Consider the following 18,229-nt stretch of genomic DNA (forward strand, 5'->3'; position numbering starts at 1 on the left):
CCTAAAATTTATACTATTACAGTTAATAGTTCGTCTGATTCATCATTTGATGAAATTACATCTAAATAATCACTAGTATTTGTAACTACAGTTATTATAGTCGAATCAAATCCTTCCTCTATAATTTTATCAGATTCAAATACTGCTAAAGTATCTCCTTTTTTAACTCTTTGATTTTGTGTTACAAGACTTTCAAAGAACTTTCCATCTAAGTTTACAGTATCTATCCCAATATGAATTAATATTTCTAATCCTTCGTCAGTCACTATACCATAGGCATGTTTAGTTGGAAATACTATAGTTATAGTTCCATCTACAGGAGACATAACAGTTGATTTTGATTCACTAGGTATAATTCCAATCCCTTTACCTAATGCTCCAGAGGAAAATGCCTTATCATTAACTTCCTCAAGTGCAATTACCTGACCTTTTGCAACATTTCCAATACTAATAGTTCTTGAATTATTTTCGTCGATTACTAGTTCTAATTCTTTTTCATTTGAAGGTATTCCTAATAAGTAAGAAGCTACTGTTGCTGCCACAAATGATACTACTACACCTATTATCATAAATGTAAAGTTAGATACCTCTCCTCCAACAAGATATGTTGGTAATGCTGCTAATCCCCAAACCATTCCATAGGTTTTAACTTGTGCTAAACCTGCTATTAAACCACCTAGACCTCCACCTATCATTACTGCTACAAATGGTCTTCTATATTTCATAAACACACCAAACACTGAAGGCTCTGTAACTCCCATAAGTGCACTAAAACTTACTGTACCAAATAACTGCTTTTGCTCTTTATTTCTAGTTTTTAAGAAATATCCAAACATTGCACCACAAACTGCAATATCAGATATTGTTGCAGCCCCCATAAAAATTGGGTCATATCCTAATGTTGTCACGGAATTTAAAGCTATAGGCATAGTAAAATTTGCTGCACCAAAAACTATTAAGAGTGGTTGCAAAGCTGCATATAGTGCAACAACGCTCCAATTACCCAATGTATCAATTAAAAACATACATGCATAGTTTAATCCATCACCAATCCACATACCGATAGGTCCAAATATAGTTAATGTAACTGATAAAGTTATTATTAAAGATAATACTGGAACTAAAAAATAGTGTAGTGCTTTAGGTAATATTTTTTTCAAACCTCCAATTATAATTCCCATTGCCCATACTCCTAAAAGTATTGGAATAAAGCTATTTGCATAAGTTGTAGCCTGCAAGTTTATACCAAATAGATTTAACCCTTCTACACCATCTATTGATGAAGATAGTAGAGTAACTGCTAACACTACTGCTATATAGGGATTCACATTAAGTCTTTTTGCTGATGCTATTGCAATTAATACTGGTAAGAAGTGAAATGTAGCACTTCTTAATGTATCTAATATTTGATACGTAGGACTATCACTCTGAAGTATACCTGACATATTTAAAAGTGCTAATATACTTGCAAGTATACCGGCTGCAAGTAATACCTCAATTACTGAAGTCATAGTCTCTGAAACTACCACAAATATGGAATTAAATATACCTTTGATACCTCCAACTCCTTTTTTTCTTTCACTCTTTGCACTTGATTCACTTGAACTTAAACCTATCATAGACATAAACTCGTTATATACATCTACAACATGAGTTCCTATTATAATTTGGTAAGCTACATCATTAGAAACTACATCAATCACTCCGTTTAATTTTTTAATTTCTTCTGTTTTAGCTATACTTCTATCATTTAGCGTAAGTCTTAAACGAGTAACACAATGTGCTACCGATTTTATATTTTCTTTTCCGCCTATAAGTTTTATTATATTTTCATTTAAATCTTTATACTTCATCTGATTTTACCTCCAGTCTTTGAGTCACCCTATTTATGTGCAACATTAAATAGGTTTCTTCACTTATAGATATATCAACATTAAATTGTGATTTTATATATTTTCTTATTTTTTGAACACTTCCAAATGACTTCGGATAAAGTTTACTTACTTGTTTATATAAATCTATTGAACCATCTTCATCTGTTGAAGCTTCATCTGACATAATTCTTTGTATAAAGTACTGTAGATGAGTTGTAAATCTCATATAGTTTGTTGAAGTTTCATCTAACTCTACATTAAAATGATATTTTATTATCGAAACTATGTCTCCTAAAGTCCTTAATTCCACAACTGTGTCATCATGAGATTCTTTATTTACTTCCATATTTACAAAATGAAGTGCTATTGATACTGCTTCATCATCAGGAAGATTAATTCCCTTACTATCACCAATTAATTTTAGTGCATGCATGCCAATTTCAAAGTGCTTTGGATAAAACCTTTTAACATTCCATACTAAGGGGCTTTTTATAAACTGATTCTTTTCACATCTTTTTAGCAAAAATTCTAAATGGTCTAGTAAGGTTAAACTTAGATAATCACTTGACTTTATATTTAAAACTTTTTCACCATATTCAATTATTTCATTAATAAGAACTATGTTGTTAGAATCTGAGTTTTGTAGTAGATAGCTAAAGTGTTCTAGCATATCGTATGAATCTAGTATATAAGTTCTCTCTATTTCACTTTCACTTATTACTTGTCCCACTCTTTTTTTAAAGCCAATGCCCTTAACAAATATAATAATTTCGTTTTTACCTTTTTTTACTAAAGCTACATTATTATTTAAAATCTGAATTATTTTCATATCTTCCTCCTTTCAATAAAAAGAACTCAAGTATATATGCATAGAGTATTCCTCTATACATATATACTTGAGTTCTGCCTGCTAATCAGTAACATACTCAAAATTATGACTACGTCGCCATAATTAGAATTCTTTTTCGTTTAATTTTATATTCTATATATTATACTATCTACGTAAATCTGTCAACGATTTCCTAGATATTTTTTAAACTTGATAAGTATAAGCTTGTCAAACAATCTCCTTATAAGGTTTACATACTAAATTGATACTATTAAATGCTATATTATAGTCACTCTATAAATCCTTCGCCTCTCTTGTTTTAAAATTATATCTAGAATTCCTAATCATAGAAAAAATTAGTATTATTTTCAATGCAAATTTTACTTTTTTCATAGAAAATCATATCTACAATTATTAATTTGTTAAAAAAGAGAATAGATAGATTTATTTTTGCAAAAATCTACCTATTACTCACTATTCAAACTTTATTCTTATTTTATAAACTTCACATATATTATATATCAAGTGCTGCATGATATCCTTGGTATACTGCAGTTGTTATAGTAGATGGACGTACACAATCACCTATTTGTGCCACATATGGAGCACAATCTGTTAACTCATCTACTGTATTTCGATTAGCCCTTTGACCAAGCGCACATATAACATGTGTTCCTGAAACTAAAATTTCATTACCATTTTTATCAGCACAAAGAACACCCTCCTCTGACACTTTTAATCCTTTAAACTCTGTATGTACTTCAACACCTTGTTTTTCTATTTCACTTAAAAGTATTGGACGATGTCTTATATTTGCATCTGGAGCAAGTTCACCTCTCATTTCTACTAAATGAACTTTCTTACCTTCTTTAGCTAAATGTATTGCTGTTTCACATCCAGCAAGACCTCCACCAAGTACTACTATTTCTTTTGCATCTTCTACCTTATTTTTTTCTAGATAATAATTGTTTACAACTACTACATTATCACCATCAAGCCCTGAAATTGGTGGAACTAGTGGAGATGAACCTACTGCTATTATTAAGGCATCCACTTTTTCTTTTTCTACATACTCTTTAGTAACTTCTGTATTTAAGCGTATTTCTACACCTTCATCTTTTGCTAATTTACTAAGAGTATTTCCAAGTTCATACATTTCATATTTAAAAGGTATAGCTTTTTCCCCTTTTAATATTCCACCTAATGCATCTGATTTTTCGCAAAGTATTACTTTATGACCACGTTGTGCTGCTGTTATTGCTGCTTTTAATCCCCCTGGACCTCCACCTGCTACTAAAACTTTTTTAGGTTTTAATACTGGAGTTATTTCCATACCTTCTATTTCACGACCTATAAGTGGATTTACTGTGCATCTTCTAGTGGAAGTTGCAGCTCTTTCAGCCATACAAGTGAAACATCTTAAACACTTAACTATATCTTCATCTCTATTTGTCATTACCTTTCTTGGAAGTTCATGGTCTGCCAATAATGCTCTTGCCATTTCAACTACATCAGCTTTTCCACTTGCTATTATCTCTTCCATTTGAGCTGGGTCATTTAATCCACCAAGAGTTGCAACTGGTACATTTACATGTTTTTTGATTTCTGCTGCAAGATAAACATTACATCCATGAGGTACAAACATAGATGGATGTGTTATTCCAAATCCTCTTTGATATGTTCCTGCTGAAACATGAAGTAAGTCAATTCTTGACTCTAATAGCTTAGATATTTCAACACCCTCAGCTAAATCATATCCACCTTCAAATAATTCAGAACCACTTAATCTAAACTCTATTGGGAATCCTGGACCTACAGCTTTACGAACACTATCTAATACTTCTTGTGCAAAGCGTACTCTATTTTCTAAAGTCCCTCCATATTTATCAGTTCTTTTATTAAAGTATGGTGATAAGAATTGATTGATTAACCATCCATGCCCTCCATGAATCATTATCATTTCAAATCCGGCTCTTTTAGCAAGACCTGCAACTTCACCATAAGATTTTACTATATCATCTATTAATTCTTGGGTTAATTCCTTTATTTCTAAACCATCAGCCCTTATACTTGGACTTACTCCATATTGTGACAAACCTTGCTTCTTGTTTTTATCAACTAAGTAAGTCCCTGCATATTGACCAGAATGTGATAGTTCCACACTTGGTATTGCACCATGACGTCTTATAGCATCTGCTGTATATGTAAAACTAGCTAAAGAATCAACTATTTTTAAATCTAAATGATACGCATGTGAACCATCAGTTTCTGGATGAACCATACATTCACTTATAGTTACAGCCCCAGCTCCACCCTTTGCTCTTAATTCATAAAATGCTGTTGACTTTGGTCCTATTGTACAATCAGCTGTTATATCTGTTCCACCCATTGGTGCAGAAAACATTCTATTTCTGAATATTACATTTCCTATTTGAATTGGCTTACATAAATTTGGATATTTTCTTTTCATAATACTATTTCCCTCCATATTAACTTATTTTTTTACTTTGATATTTGGATATTTCTTTATTATTTACAAATCTATAAACAAATGTTAATCCTAAGCCTATTATTGCCATAACAATTCCTATTGTGAAGGCTCTTGTATAATTACCATCTACTGCATAAACATTTTTCATTACTGTAGGTCCAATATACCCTGCAAATGCAAATCCTATAAACATGATTCCATAATTAACACTATTATTTTTAGGACCAAACTGGTCTACTGTAAAACCTGGGAATACACCCATAAATGACCCAAAACATACTCCTATAATAGAAATTCCTATGTAAAACTTCACTATATCTCCTTGTACTGAAGTTGATAAACACAATAAACCTACAATTGAAATTATAAATGCCACTGATAAAGTATTTATTCTACCTATCTTATCTGATATATAACCTGCTACAATACGACCTGCTGTATTGAATAAAGCTAAAACAGAAACTGCAATTGCAGCTGTCGCTGATGTCATTCCTATCATATTTTGTGCTAAAGCAGATGCCATTGATGTACACATCAATCCGTAAAATGCTCCACATGTTAATAAAATAATCATCACATAGAATATAGATGAAGAAAGCATCTCTTTCCAATCTTTATTTTTTAATTGTTTGCCTTTCATAACTGGTGGTGTCCATCCTTCTGGTACAAAATCATTTGGACATTTTTCAATAAAAAATGATGCTCCACATACAATTATAAGAAATACAATTCCTATTGATTTAAATGCTGTTGTAATACCAAAGCTAGTAGTTATACTATTTGCTATTGGTGGTATAATTACAGAACTAAATCCATAAGCAGCAGTTGTTACTCCCCCTACTAAGCCACGTTTATCTGGGAAAAATTTAACAGAGTTACTTATTGTACATCCATATACCATACCAACCCCAAGCCCTAGTATGATTCCATATGTTAATATTAACATTGGCAAGCTTTTTGAAAATCCAGATAAAATCATTCCAATACCAAATATAAGACCGCCTACAAAAATAACTTTCTTGGGACCAAATTTATCATTTATTCTTCCTCCAGTAATCATAGTTATAGGTCCAACAGAATTAGTAACTGTGAATACTATTGCTAAAGTTCCTGCAGTAAATACTGTTCCATTAATTCCACTTAAGTATTCTGCCATAGGTGTAGCAAATACACTCCATGCATAAATTGACCCAATGCACAAATTGATAAAACAACTTGCGATTAATATAATCCATCTTTTTTTAGTATAGTTCATTACTTTCTCCCCTCCAAATAATTCAATCTATTCATTTTATTTATGTTAATATTATCATAATAATATTTTCATGTAAATACAAACATGTAACTATTTACATGTTTGTATTTAGTTTTTTATTTAACCTATTTTTTTATAAATAATGATATAATAGACTTATTGATAGATAATAAAACTAAAGAGGTGAAATATGGGAACCCTTAAATATGCAATATTGGGACTATTAAATAGAAAGCCTATGACAGGATACGATTTAAGTAAAGAGTTTAATTTTCAATTAAATGAATTTTGGAGTGCAAAACATAGCCAAATTTATCCAGAGTTAAAAAAATTAACTAATGAAGATTTAATAGTTCATGAAGTTGAAATTAGTGGTGATGTGTTAGAAAAAAAAGTTTACTACATAACCGAAAAAGGAAAAGATGAGTTTTTAACTTGGTTATCTAAAGACATGCCAATGGAACCTACTCCTAAAAATAAATTTAGATTGAGAGTATATTTTTATAATAATTTAGATTTAGAAAGTAGGATTGCTTTACTTAAAAATCAACGTATTCAGCACAGTAAACGACTTGAATTCCTAATAAGTCAAAAAGATGCTTATACTGAAATTCCCGCTTTTTATGATGATTATTTTGGTGATTATCTTGTATTAGATGGAGCTATTATAAGAGAAGAAGGTCAAATTAAATGGCTAAATAACTGTATAGATATTTGTTTAAAGCAAAGCAAAAAATAAATATTTTTTTAAAATCTATAAAATATTTAAAGCTATGCAACATTAAGTAGATGATTTCTGTTTTTAATAGAAATCATCTTTTTTATTCCCATGGATTCCCTTAATTATTGTAATAATATATGTATCTATATAAGTTTTATTATTATATCAATTGCTATATTTATAATTACACTTTCTATTAAGTATTAACCCCTCCATTGTCTCCTTGATTATATACAAAAATACCCTATAGGATGATTTTTAGGTATCTACTCTATAGGGTACATTTTAAATTTAAAGCTATCTTTATAGTTTTTTATTTAATATAAATCTTCACCATTTGAAGCAATTACTTTCTTATACCATTCAAAACTTTTCTTTTTCGTTCTTCTCAAACTTCCATTACCAATATTATCTCTATCTACATATATAAATCCATAACGCTTTTCCATTTCACCTGTGCTAGCACTTACTAAGTCAATAGGACCCCACATAGTATATCCTAATAAATCTACACCATCTATAGAAACTGCATCATGCATAGCTTTTATATGCTCCCTTAAATAATTAATTCTATAATCATCTTCTACATAACCATTTTCATCAGCTATATCTTTAGCACCCAATCCATTTTCTACAATAAATAGTGGTTTTTCATATCTATCATATACATGATTTAATGTAATTCTTAAACCTAATGGATCAATTGGCCATCCCCATTGACTATATGAAAGGTATGGATTTTTAGCAGATGTAAATATATTTCCTTCAGCTACATCATCTGCATTTTCATCAGTTCTAACACAGCGACTGTTATAATATGAGAATGCAATAAAATCTACAGTATGTTTATTCAATAATTCAATATCGCCAGGTTTCATTTTTGGTGTAATACCTTTTTTTTCCATATACTTTAATGCATAATTAGGATATTTTCCTCTAGATTGTACATCTATAAAAAAATAATTTTCTCTATCTAACTTCGTAGCTTCCCATACATCATTAGGATTGCAACTATAAGGGTATACACTTCCAGCTGCAAACATACATCCAACTAAGTTATTTGCATCAACTTCATGTGCTATTTTAGTTGCAATTGCACTAGCTACAAGTTCATGATGAGCAGCCTGATATTTTATCTTTTCAACATCTTCACCTTCTTCAAAACAAATACCAGCACCCATAAATGGAGCATGTAGAATCATATTTATTTCGTTAAAAGTTAACCAATATTTAACTAACCCCTTATATCTTCTAAAAATAACATTACACAGTCTCTCATAGAAACCTATCATCTTACGATTACGCCATGCACCATACTTTTTAATTAAATGCATTGGACAATCAAAATGTGTAATAGTAACTAATGGCTCTATTTTATATTTTTTACATTCTTTAAATATATTTTCATAAAATTGAAGACCCCTTTCATTTGGCACATCTTCGTCACCTTTTGGGAATATTCTACTCCATGCAATACTCATTCTATATACTTTAAATCCCATTTCAGCAAATAGTTTTATATCTTCTTTATAATTATGGTACATATCGATGCCAGTTTGAGCTGGATAATAATGCTTATCATCAAAATCAAACATTTTTAATTTTCCTGTAATAACTGCTGTTCTGTCTTTTCCTGTTGGACATACGTCTACATTTGCTAACCCTCTTCCGCCTTCATTATATCCACCTTCACATTGATTAGCTGCAGTAGCTCCTCCCCATAAAAAATCTTTTTTAAAACTCATAGTTAAGCCTCCTAAAATTACAACTAAAGCATTAACTTACGCTAATGCTTTAGTCTTTTATTAATACTTTAATCTCTTACTAAAATATAACTGTAATCAGATTATCTTCTAATTCGACATTTTTACTTTCTGTTTCTACCACATCTAAAAATTGTGATGAATTTGTAATAACAATTGGAGTTACAACACTATATCCCGATTTCTTTATTATATCAATATCAAAGTTTAATATAGTTTGACCTTTTGTAATTCTATCACCTTGCTTTATACATGCCTCAAAACCTCTTCCTTCTAACTGAATAGTATTTAATCCAATATGAATAAGCACTTCAACACCTTCATCTGAAAGAATTCCTATAGCATGTAGACTGGGGAATAAAGTTGTAACCAATCCATCTACTGGTGCAACTACTTTTCCATCACTAGGTACTATAGCTATACCTTGACCTAGTACACCAGATGCAAATGCCGCATCTTCTATATCGCTTAAATTTAATACCTCACCTTTTATAGGGCTTGCTACTACTTCTCTTTCTAATTTAGTAGACTTAACTTCTTTTGTTTCTTCTTTTACTTTATTTTTTACTTCTTTAGCTTCTCCTACTTGCTCATCTTTATATAAAACCATAGTTAATACAAAAGCTACAATCATTGATATAGCTATACCAGAAAGAGCTACTATTAAGTTACCCATTCCTCCATCTGGTTCAATCATTGCTGGAAGTTCGAATATGCCCATTCCTCCAGTTATAAACTTTCTAAGATTAAAGAATCCATAGAAAGCCCCCCCAATACCACTAGCAATACAACTTATTATAAATGGTTTCTTCAAAGGTAATAATATTCCATAAATTGCTGGCTCGGTAACTCCAAATATACCAGATATAAAGTTTGGTATTGCCATCTCTCTTAACTTCTTATCTTTAGTCTTAAAAAATATAGCTAATACAACTGCCGAACTTGCAAATGTACAAGCAAAGAATGGCATCATAACATTATCGTATCCTAAAGTCATAACATTATTTATATATACAGGAATGAATCCCCAGTGCATACCAAAAATAACAAGAATTTGCCAAGTAAATCCTACTATAACACCTGCTAATAATGGACTAAAATCTCTTATCGAAATTACAACTTGTGAAATAAGTGTAGAACCAAATGTTGCTATAGGACCTATAACTATAAGTGCAACAGGTAATGTTACTAATAATGTAAGCATTGGTACAAAGAAAAACTTAACTAAATCTGGAATAAACTTGTTAAATAATTTTTCACACTTAGATGCAAAGTACACTATAAATATAATTGGTACGACCGTTCCAGTGTAATCCATTGATATCATTGGTAGTCCAAAGAAGTCAATGTATACTGGAGATGCAAACATTGTTCCTTTAAATAAAGTGTACATAACATCTGTACCTACTGATATACTGCTACCTTGTATAGCAGGATAACACATTGCAGCCCCTAGTGCTAATCCCAACATTGGTTTTAGACCAAATTTCTTAGCTGAAGTATATCCTAAAAATAAAGGAAGGAATGTAAACAATGCATCTCCCGCTGCATTTATTACCATATATCCACCAGATACATCACTATATAGCCCCATTGCTACAAATAAAGCATTAAAACCTTTTAACATACCACAGGCTGCCATTATTCCTAGTACTGGCTGGAAAATTCCTGATATTATATCGATACATTTATCTAGCATGCTACTTGATTTTTTAGTTTCTGAATTTGCACTTGAGTCATCTAAATCAATTATTTCAATTACATCTTTATAGACAGCTTCAACATGATTTCCTATGACTACTTGATACTGTCCTCCACTTTTCATTATGGTAACAATACCTTCCATGTTTTTTAATATATTATCATTTGCTATACTTTCATCTTTTAATGTAAAACGTAATCTCGTAATACAGTGTACTAATCCACTAATATTTTCTTTTCCACCAACATTTTTTACTATTTCTTGTGCTAATTGTTTGTATTTTCCCATTTTTTCCTCCATATTTCTTTAAATTAATTTTTTGAAATTTGAAGGTTTGGCCAACTCAATGTTACCATCCAACCATAGGTATAGTTTTTTTAGTATCACTCCTTTCAATAGCTATTACTATATTACTACTAAAAATTATTCAGCTTACACATTTGAATCTTTAACTACTTTAGCTAAATGTATAGTTAAATATATAAGCTCGTCATATGTTAATATGTAGTTATATTGTTTTTTAATAAAATTTTTAATCTTAGCTACACATTCAAATTCTTTATTATATTTAGATTTAATAATGTTTAATAATTCTTTGTCTGTCTCACCTTCATGTTCACTATCTAAAAGTAATCTCTGTGCAAAAAATTTAAGATGCATTATAAATCTATAATAAAATACTGATTCCTCATGAAACTCTATCCTAAAATGATATCTAACTATACTAAGTACTTCTTGTATTAACTTTGTGATATCAGATGCTAAGGTATGACCTTCACTTAACTGAGCGTTTACTATATGAAAGGCTATAAATCCAGCTTCATCTTCTGGTAATTTTACATGTGTTTTGCTTTCAATAATACCTAGTGCTTTCATCCCAATTTCAAACTCTTCTTTATAAAATCTTTTAATTTCCCAAAGTATTGCATTCTTTACGTTTATTCCTTCTTTCATTCTTTGAATCGCAGAATATGTATGGTCACTTAATGATATATAAATACTTTCATTTAACTTCTTATTTAGTTTTTTTTGGGCATACTCTATAATTTCACTAGATAATTTCATGTGTTCTATAGGAATATTGTTAAGTAATTCTTGTAACTTATTCGATATTTCTTTATTTGATATTCTAAATACTTTATTTACTTTAGTTTTATCTATCAAATCTCCTTTTGATTTTTGATAACCAATTCCTTTACCCATGACAATAATTTCTTCATCATTGTCATCTAATGTGATTACAACATTATTATTTAATATCTTATTAATTATCATGATTATCCTCCTTTTAAGCATAAAAAAAGCTTATCCATAATAATGGGCATACTCCTTCCTAGGATACTGCTATTATTAATGAATAAGCTTAGCTTGTACTTAAACAATTACTACCTAATTCCAATTAATATGATAAAACATCAGACATATTTTGTCAACTTTTTATTTCCATATACTGCATCAATCTTTTGTGTTGCTTTTTGTCAGTTATAATAATTATTCTCATTAATATTAATTTAATAGAGTTCATTTTTAATAGTTTTATTATAATTTTTAAAATCAACAACATTAAATCCTTTATTTATTAGAAGATTATATGTTGTTATATGTTTTAAATTATATTTTCTTTCTGACCTCTAAACTATTCTCTATCTCTTATTTATTTCTGTAATAAAAAACGACCTCCTTTAGTAATTTAATCTCTCACAAGAGGTCGTTTTTCGATTTATAAATTCAATTATTAACCTCTTCATTTGACTTAAAATCTATACTAGATTTGTATCAATAAAAAATTTATAAGTCTAATTTAATATTTCTTTGAGCCAATATAAATATAAAACAATTTATAGACAATACTACTAAAAATTCTATTAAAATCAATAAATAATTAATATTATAATCTCTCTGTAACAATGAAATTAGTAAGAATCTAAATAGTTCATAAAAAATTGCTATAAGAATACTTTGGATAATTGATACAATTATCATTTCTAATAAACCTATTTTTATCAATTTTCGTTTACTCATTCCTACTCTATACATAATTTGATAATCTAGTACTCTCCTTATAAAAATAATTATTTGAGATGTTAGTATTAGAAGTATACTTGACAATGACACAGCAAATATAATATTCAAAAGTAATGACTTTTGATCATCAACATATGTTTTCATAGAATAAGCAAAATCATTATAGTCCTCTAAATTAGCATATTTATCATTATGTAATAATTTGCTAAGTAAAGTGTTATCTAACTTTTCTTTAAAAAAATATATTACTGGTTGATTTTTAGATAAATCAAGGGTTTTAGGTGAAATATTTTCATTTATATTTATATATCCTAAATCTACACCTTTGTTCAATGATTTTGGACTTAAAAATCCTATTACTTTAAAGTCTATATCCTTTCCATTAATTCTTAACTTTACAGTATCACCTAGTTTATAATCTATTAAGTATCTATGAAGATAATTATTTATAATTATACTATTTTCTTTATCATTTTCTTTGAACCAGTTTCCATACTCTAAATCACTTTTTAATATTGTCTGTTTAGTATTGAATAAATCAACACTTAAGTCATTTAAATCATTCATTACATCTTTTCTATTCTCATATGGAAATTTTTCAATATAATCATTAACAGAAATATTATTTACTGACTCTATACTATCTATTTTAATTGGATAATATTGAAAATAATCTATATCATTTTCGATAAGTTTTTTATCTGTAATTAATTTTCCTTCTAAAGTTGTTTGATATACAATTGAATTTTTTATACTATTATCAACTTCATAATTGCTAAACATAGCAAAGGTTATTTCAGATATCATAAACAACAACAAAACAAATATTATTGTTATTGTTAATAGACTAGAGCTAAAAGCATTGGTTTTACAATCATTATTAAGATATATAAAAGTAATCGAGTATTTTCCTTTAATAATTTTTTTAATTAAACATACCATTTTTAATAATGCATATATCAAACTGTATACCAATAAATCTAGTAGTATTAATCCTAAAATAAAAAAAATACCTAGAAAGGACTTCACATATATTGTAAAAGAAATACTTGTTAAAAATATTACAAGAATTATATCTGGAATAAAGTTAAATTTATATGAAGACAACATACTATTATCTCTATTTATTCCTTCATAAGGTATTTTTTTAACAAAACTTATAGGAATTAATGAGAATATTGATGTTTCAATTATTATAATAACTATTGAAATGAAAATATTTTTGATAATACTCAAAATAGAAATATTAAATAGATTAATATGTTGTAAGTTAATATAGAATATAGTTATAGGAATCCCCAAAATAATACCTATTATAATCCCCTTTATAGTAATTGACATAAGTTCAGTAAATACTAGAAAAGATAAACTTCTTTTTTTAATTCCTAAAGCCTTAAAAGTTGAAAAATCATGTATTCGATTTAAAATAAATACAATAAATGTAGAACATAGACAAATTCCAGTGATTAATAATGAAATAGCTCCAATTAAATTTATTGAATCTAATTGCATAGATATTCTCTTTATTATTGACTGTTCTAGTTCATCAGTTGTTCTAACTTCAAAATGGTTTTTAAATACATTTTTTATTTCATTTTTAATATTTTTCACATTTTCTTTGTTTATTATATTTATATAAGCCACATTATATTTAGTTTCATTAGGCAAATATACATAACTTTCTCCAACTACCTCTTGGCCAACCTCTGCTTCTTTTTGAGCTGTACTTAATGAAAACCGTTTTGGTATTATATCACTAACTTTAAAATATGTATCATCATAAACTGAAGAATGTAGTTTTAAAAACACTTTATCTCCTATATTTACATTTAATTTATTAGCTGTTTTTTGGGATAAAACTATATCATTTTCATTTCTTAATTTTAAATATGTATTTTGCATTTTTATATTATTTACTACAGTCAATTCAGTACTTTCAATCATACCATTTGACAATATATTTGTATTCATACTACTTCCCAACTGAAAATCAATAGATTCTTTATCTTTTAATTCTTCTAACTTACCTATTTGTTCACTTGTAAAGTAGTATTTATTATATTCTATATTTTGTATTTTTATATCTCCACCATTTGTTATAGCCATATTTCTCTTAACTTCACTTGAATATGTATCCGTTAACACTCTTGTAAAAAGTAATATTGATGTGGCAAATACAATAGATATTATACAAGAGATTTTTAATAATTTATTATTCTTCAAACTATTCTTACTATATATTTTATAAACTTCATGAAATATCAATGTATCACCACCTATTTTATAATAGTTCCATCTTTAATACTTATAATCCTATCACTATATTCTGCCATTTGAATATCATGAGTAACCATTACTATTGTAGTACCATATTCATTGTTTATATTCTTAAACAATTTCATTATAGCATGACTATTAGTACTATCTAATGATCCAGTTGGTTCATCAGCAAAGAGTATATTTGGAGAACAAACTAGAGCTCTTGAAATAGCAACTCTTTGCTTCTCACCACCTGATAACTGTTTAATATTATTTTTTGTTTTGGATGTCAACCCAACCTTTTTAATCATCTTATCTACTATTTTATAATCTTTATTATCAGAAAAAATCAATGGCAATTTTATATTTTCTTCAACAGACATTGATGTAATTAAGTTAAATGATTGAAATACAATCCCTATCTTTCTATTTCTATATTCAGCAAGTTCATCATCAGTTAATTTCGATAAATTCTCACCACAAACTTTCACGTTTCCAGTATAGTTTTTATCAAGACCACTTAATATACTTATTAGAGAGCTTTTCCCACTACCACTAGCACCCATTATAGAAACAAATTCTCCTTCTTCTATGTATAAATCTATATTCCTTAGTATAGTAAGTTCTGTGTTTAACAAGTCTACAACTTTAGATAAGTTTGAAACTTCAATTATCATTTTTTTCATACCATTATTTCCTTTCATACAAAACTTTTAAGATTGATTATTAATTAAAACAGAGTATATAGGACATCTCTTTAATAAAGATTCATGGTCTCCTCTATCAACAATGTGACCATTATCTAAAACATAAATATTGGGTACATTGGTTATAGAAGTAATTCTATGAGAAATTATTATGATTGTCTTCTCCTTTGATAACTCATCTAAAAGACACATAATTTCATTTTCATTTTTTCCATCTAAATCAGAAGTTATTTCATCCATTAATAATATCTTAGGATCTTTTATTAATGCTCGAGCAATAGCTATTCTTTTCATTTGTCCACCTGATAATTCCTCCAAAATTGTATCAAATCTATCAGGTAGTTCTTCAATAAATTTTGCTAAATCTACTTTTTCACAAACTTGATTTATTTTCTCTATCGTAGCATTAATATCTCCATATAATAAATTTTCCTTTATAGTACCGTTAATCATGACAGGTCTTTGATGCACTATTGAAATATTCTTCCTTAAGTTATCTAAGTCAACATTTCGAATGTTATTGTTATCAATATATATATCACCATTGTTAGGCAAATAAAATTGTTCAATCAATGAAAACAAGGTACTTTTTCCTGCTCCATTTAATCCCACAATAACTGATAATGATTTTGGTTCAAAAATAGCTGTAAAATCACTTAATATTTTTTTATTCGTATTCGGATAAGTAAAATGAACTTTATCAAATAATATTCTTCCACTAATTTTGCTAATCATCAAATATCTATTACTATGATCTATAGAAATATCAAAGAAGTTAGAAATTCTATCTATTGAGGCAATAACGGTTTGATAAACTAAGTTAATATTTAATATACTTTTGATTCCATCAAAAAATGTTGCTAAAAAACCATTAAAGGCGACATACGAACCTATAGTAAATTTATTATATATTATTAACCAAGTCCCATAACCTATAATAATCCATTCTGTTAATGAAGAAATAAATAAATTTAAAAAACCTACAATAATATCTAAAACTGCAATTTCCATATTTAATTCCCTATAACGTTTTATATAATTTTTAAATTTTTTGTACATAATTTGCTCCATTGTATAAGCTTTCACATCTTTAATTCCATCTAAAGAATTATTAAGAAATGAATACAATTCATCACCTAGCTGTCTTAATAAACTAGTTTTTATGTTTATTTTCTTTCCACATATTACATAACCCAAAAATCCTATTGGAAATGATATTATTGCTATTATTGTTAATGGTATTGACAAATAAAGTAGAAAAAATAACGAAACAATAGACTTAATAATTGCAATAACTACTTCTATTATTTTAACCACAAAAAAATTAGATATGGTTTCACTATCTCCTTCAATTAGTGATATAATATGTCCTGATCCTAACATATTGAAATCAATTATAGATAACTCTATGCTCTTTTTATAAATATCAGCTTTTATATCTTGATTGATTCTAAATATTAACCACTTAGTTAAATAAGTTTCAATAATACTAAAGAAAGAATTTATCATAAAAATAATAAATAGAAAACAAATTATTTTGACAATACCATCAAACTTTCCTTCTGTTACATAATTTATAATCTTACCTAGAAAATAAATAGGAAAAAGATCTGCTACATTACTTAATATTGTGGCTAAATATAAAAATATAAATCTTAACTTATAAGGCTTTATGTATTTTATAAATATTTTATAATTTTTAATTTTCTTAATTTCAGAGACCATATATTTTCACCTCTAAGTAACATTTTTATAACTTTGAAAAACTCCATGCTATGAATCTTCATAAAACATGGAGCTTTTTAAGTACTGTAATTTTATTAGACACATTGCTAAATTTAAAAGTATATTAAAATTAGAATGCATAAGGTTATAAACATGTTTTGTTTTTATCTAGTGCCTACACATCCGTGACAACCTAGTATACAAGTTCCTTTACAACTCGCAACACAATTACCCTTACATGGACACCATCTTGGATTTATGTTATCATTAACTATCTTACTGTCAAGCTTCATATTTTAACACTCCCCTTTATACAAGTTTTATTAAAATAAACAATTATGGTTGAATAAGTACTTTTCCTTTACAACCTCCTTCACATGAACCCAAGCATCCTGTACATTTTTTCATGCAAGAAAACTGACAACCTGCATTTTTACATGGACACCATCTTGGGTCAACTGAAGTTTCAATATTCTTTGAATCTAATTTCATATAATATCCCCCTCTTTCTTTTTATATTTGTTTAATATACTTCATATTATCTATATATTTTCACATTTATAACCTTCATCAGAAAACATTTGATCTTCATCAAACTCATTTAAATAGATACTACAATCAGAGAAATTAAGAGTATATTTATTAGCTAATTCTAAATTAAGATTGTACTTTTTGATTAACATTTCCCAATATAAAGTATATTTATGATTTGCTTCTTTGATATCTTCAGTTATCTGTTTATATAAATCACTGTTCTCTTTATAAAGATTATTTTCTTCAGTCAATGTAATCATAAGATTCCTTAAAGTATTAATTTCTTCAACTATATTTATTAAAGTTTCGTTATCTTCTTTAGAAATAGTTGTTATTAAATTCAT

13 protein-coding genes are annotated in these 18,229 nt (G+C 28.0%); 1 reads left to right on the plus strand and 12 read right to left on the minus strand.

What is annotated here, in order from left to right:
* Positions 1–8: 8 nt before the first annotated feature.
* From JJC02_15075 to JJC02_15090, 4 genes are all read right to left on the minus strand, one after another.
* Positions 9–1,853, minus strand: a complete 1,845-nt coding sequence (locus tag JJC02_15075) for a PTS glucose transporter subunit IIA (GenBank protein ID UDN54199.1) — start codon at positions 1,851–1,853, stop codon at positions 9–11.
* A complete protein-coding gene (locus JJC02_15080; protein ID UDN54200.1) occupies positions 1,843–2,703 on the minus strand; it encodes a PRD domain-containing protein in 861 nt (286 codons plus the stop codon). Before JJC02_15080 ends, JJC02_15075 begins: the two co-directional genes overlap by 11 nt.
* Before the next feature lie 514 nt (positions 2,704–3,217).
* Positions 3,218–5,173, minus strand: coding sequence for an FAD-dependent oxidoreductase (locus JJC02_15085; protein UDN54201.1), 1,956 nt, complete (start codon positions 5,171–5,173; stop codon positions 3,218–3,220).
* Between the two features lie 19 nt (positions 5,174–5,192).
* The gene (locus JJC02_15090) at positions 5,193–6,449 is read right to left on the minus strand and encodes an OFA family MFS transporter (GenBank protein ID UDN54202.1); all 1,257 of its coding nucleotides are present in this window, start codon (positions 6,447–6,449) and stop codon (positions 5,193–5,195) included.
* Positions 6,450–6,639: 190 nt separating this feature from the next.
* On the opposite strand from JJC02_15090, the gene JJC02_15095 reads away from it, so the two are divergent.
* Entirely contained in the window at positions 6,640–7,188 is a 549-nt protein-coding gene (locus JJC02_15095) for a PadR family transcriptional regulator (GenBank protein UDN54203.1), read from the plus strand.
* A 299-nt stretch (positions 7,189–7,487) separates the two neighbouring features.
* On the opposite strand, the gene ascB is transcribed toward JJC02_15095, so the two are convergent.
* From ascB to JJC02_15135, 8 genes are all read right to left on the minus strand, one after another.
* Positions 7,488–8,915 carry a 6-phospho-beta-glucosidase gene (gene ascB, locus JJC02_15100; protein ID UDN54204.1) on the minus strand — a complete coding sequence of 476 codons (1,428 nt, stop codon included), beginning with the start codon at positions 8,913–8,915 and terminating at the stop codon, positions 7,488–7,490.
* Between the two features lie 79 nt (positions 8,916–8,994).
* Positions 8,995–10,923 (minus strand): PTS glucose transporter subunit IIA, encoded by a 1,929-nt coding sequence (locus tag JJC02_15105; GenBank protein UDN54205.1) that lies wholly within the window; start codon positions 10,921–10,923, stop codon positions 8,995–8,997.
* A 144-nt stretch (positions 10,924–11,067) separates the two neighbouring features.
* Entirely contained in the window at positions 11,068–11,910 is an 843-nt protein-coding gene (locus tag JJC02_15110; protein UDN54206.1) for a PRD domain-containing protein, read from the minus strand.
* 513 nt (positions 11,911–12,423) lie between these two features.
* Positions 12,424–14,925, minus strand: coding sequence for an ABC transporter permease (locus JJC02_15115; GenBank protein ID UDN54207.1), 2,502 nt, complete (start codon positions 14,923–14,925; stop codon positions 12,424–12,426).
* A gap of 11 nt (positions 14,926–14,936) precedes the next feature.
* Complete coding sequence (locus tag JJC02_15120) at positions 14,937–15,596, minus strand: ABC transporter ATP-binding protein (protein UDN56436.1); 660 nt, start codon at positions 15,594–15,596, stop codon at positions 14,937–14,939.
* A gap of 36 nt (positions 15,597–15,632) precedes the next feature.
* On the minus strand, positions 15,633–17,351 hold the full coding sequence (locus JJC02_15125; protein UDN54208.1) for an ABC transporter ATP-binding protein: 1,719 nt from the start codon (positions 17,349–17,351) through the stop codon (positions 15,633–15,635).
* 336 nt (positions 17,352–17,687) lie between these two features.
* A complete protein-coding gene (locus JJC02_15130; GenBank protein ID UDN54209.1) occupies positions 17,688–17,843 on the minus strand; it encodes a hypothetical protein in 156 nt (51 codons plus the stop codon).
* 50 nt (positions 17,844–17,893) lie between these two features.
* The gene (locus JJC02_15135; GenBank protein UDN54210.1) at positions 17,894–18,229 is read right to left on the minus strand and encodes a CXXX repeat peptide modification system protein; all 336 of its coding nucleotides are present in this window, start codon (positions 18,227–18,229) and stop codon (positions 17,894–17,896) included.

Source organism: Clostridioides sp. ES-S-0054-01 (assembly GCA_021561035.1).
Lineage (GTDB): Bacteria > Bacillota > Clostridia > Peptostreptococcales > Peptostreptococcaceae > Clostridioides.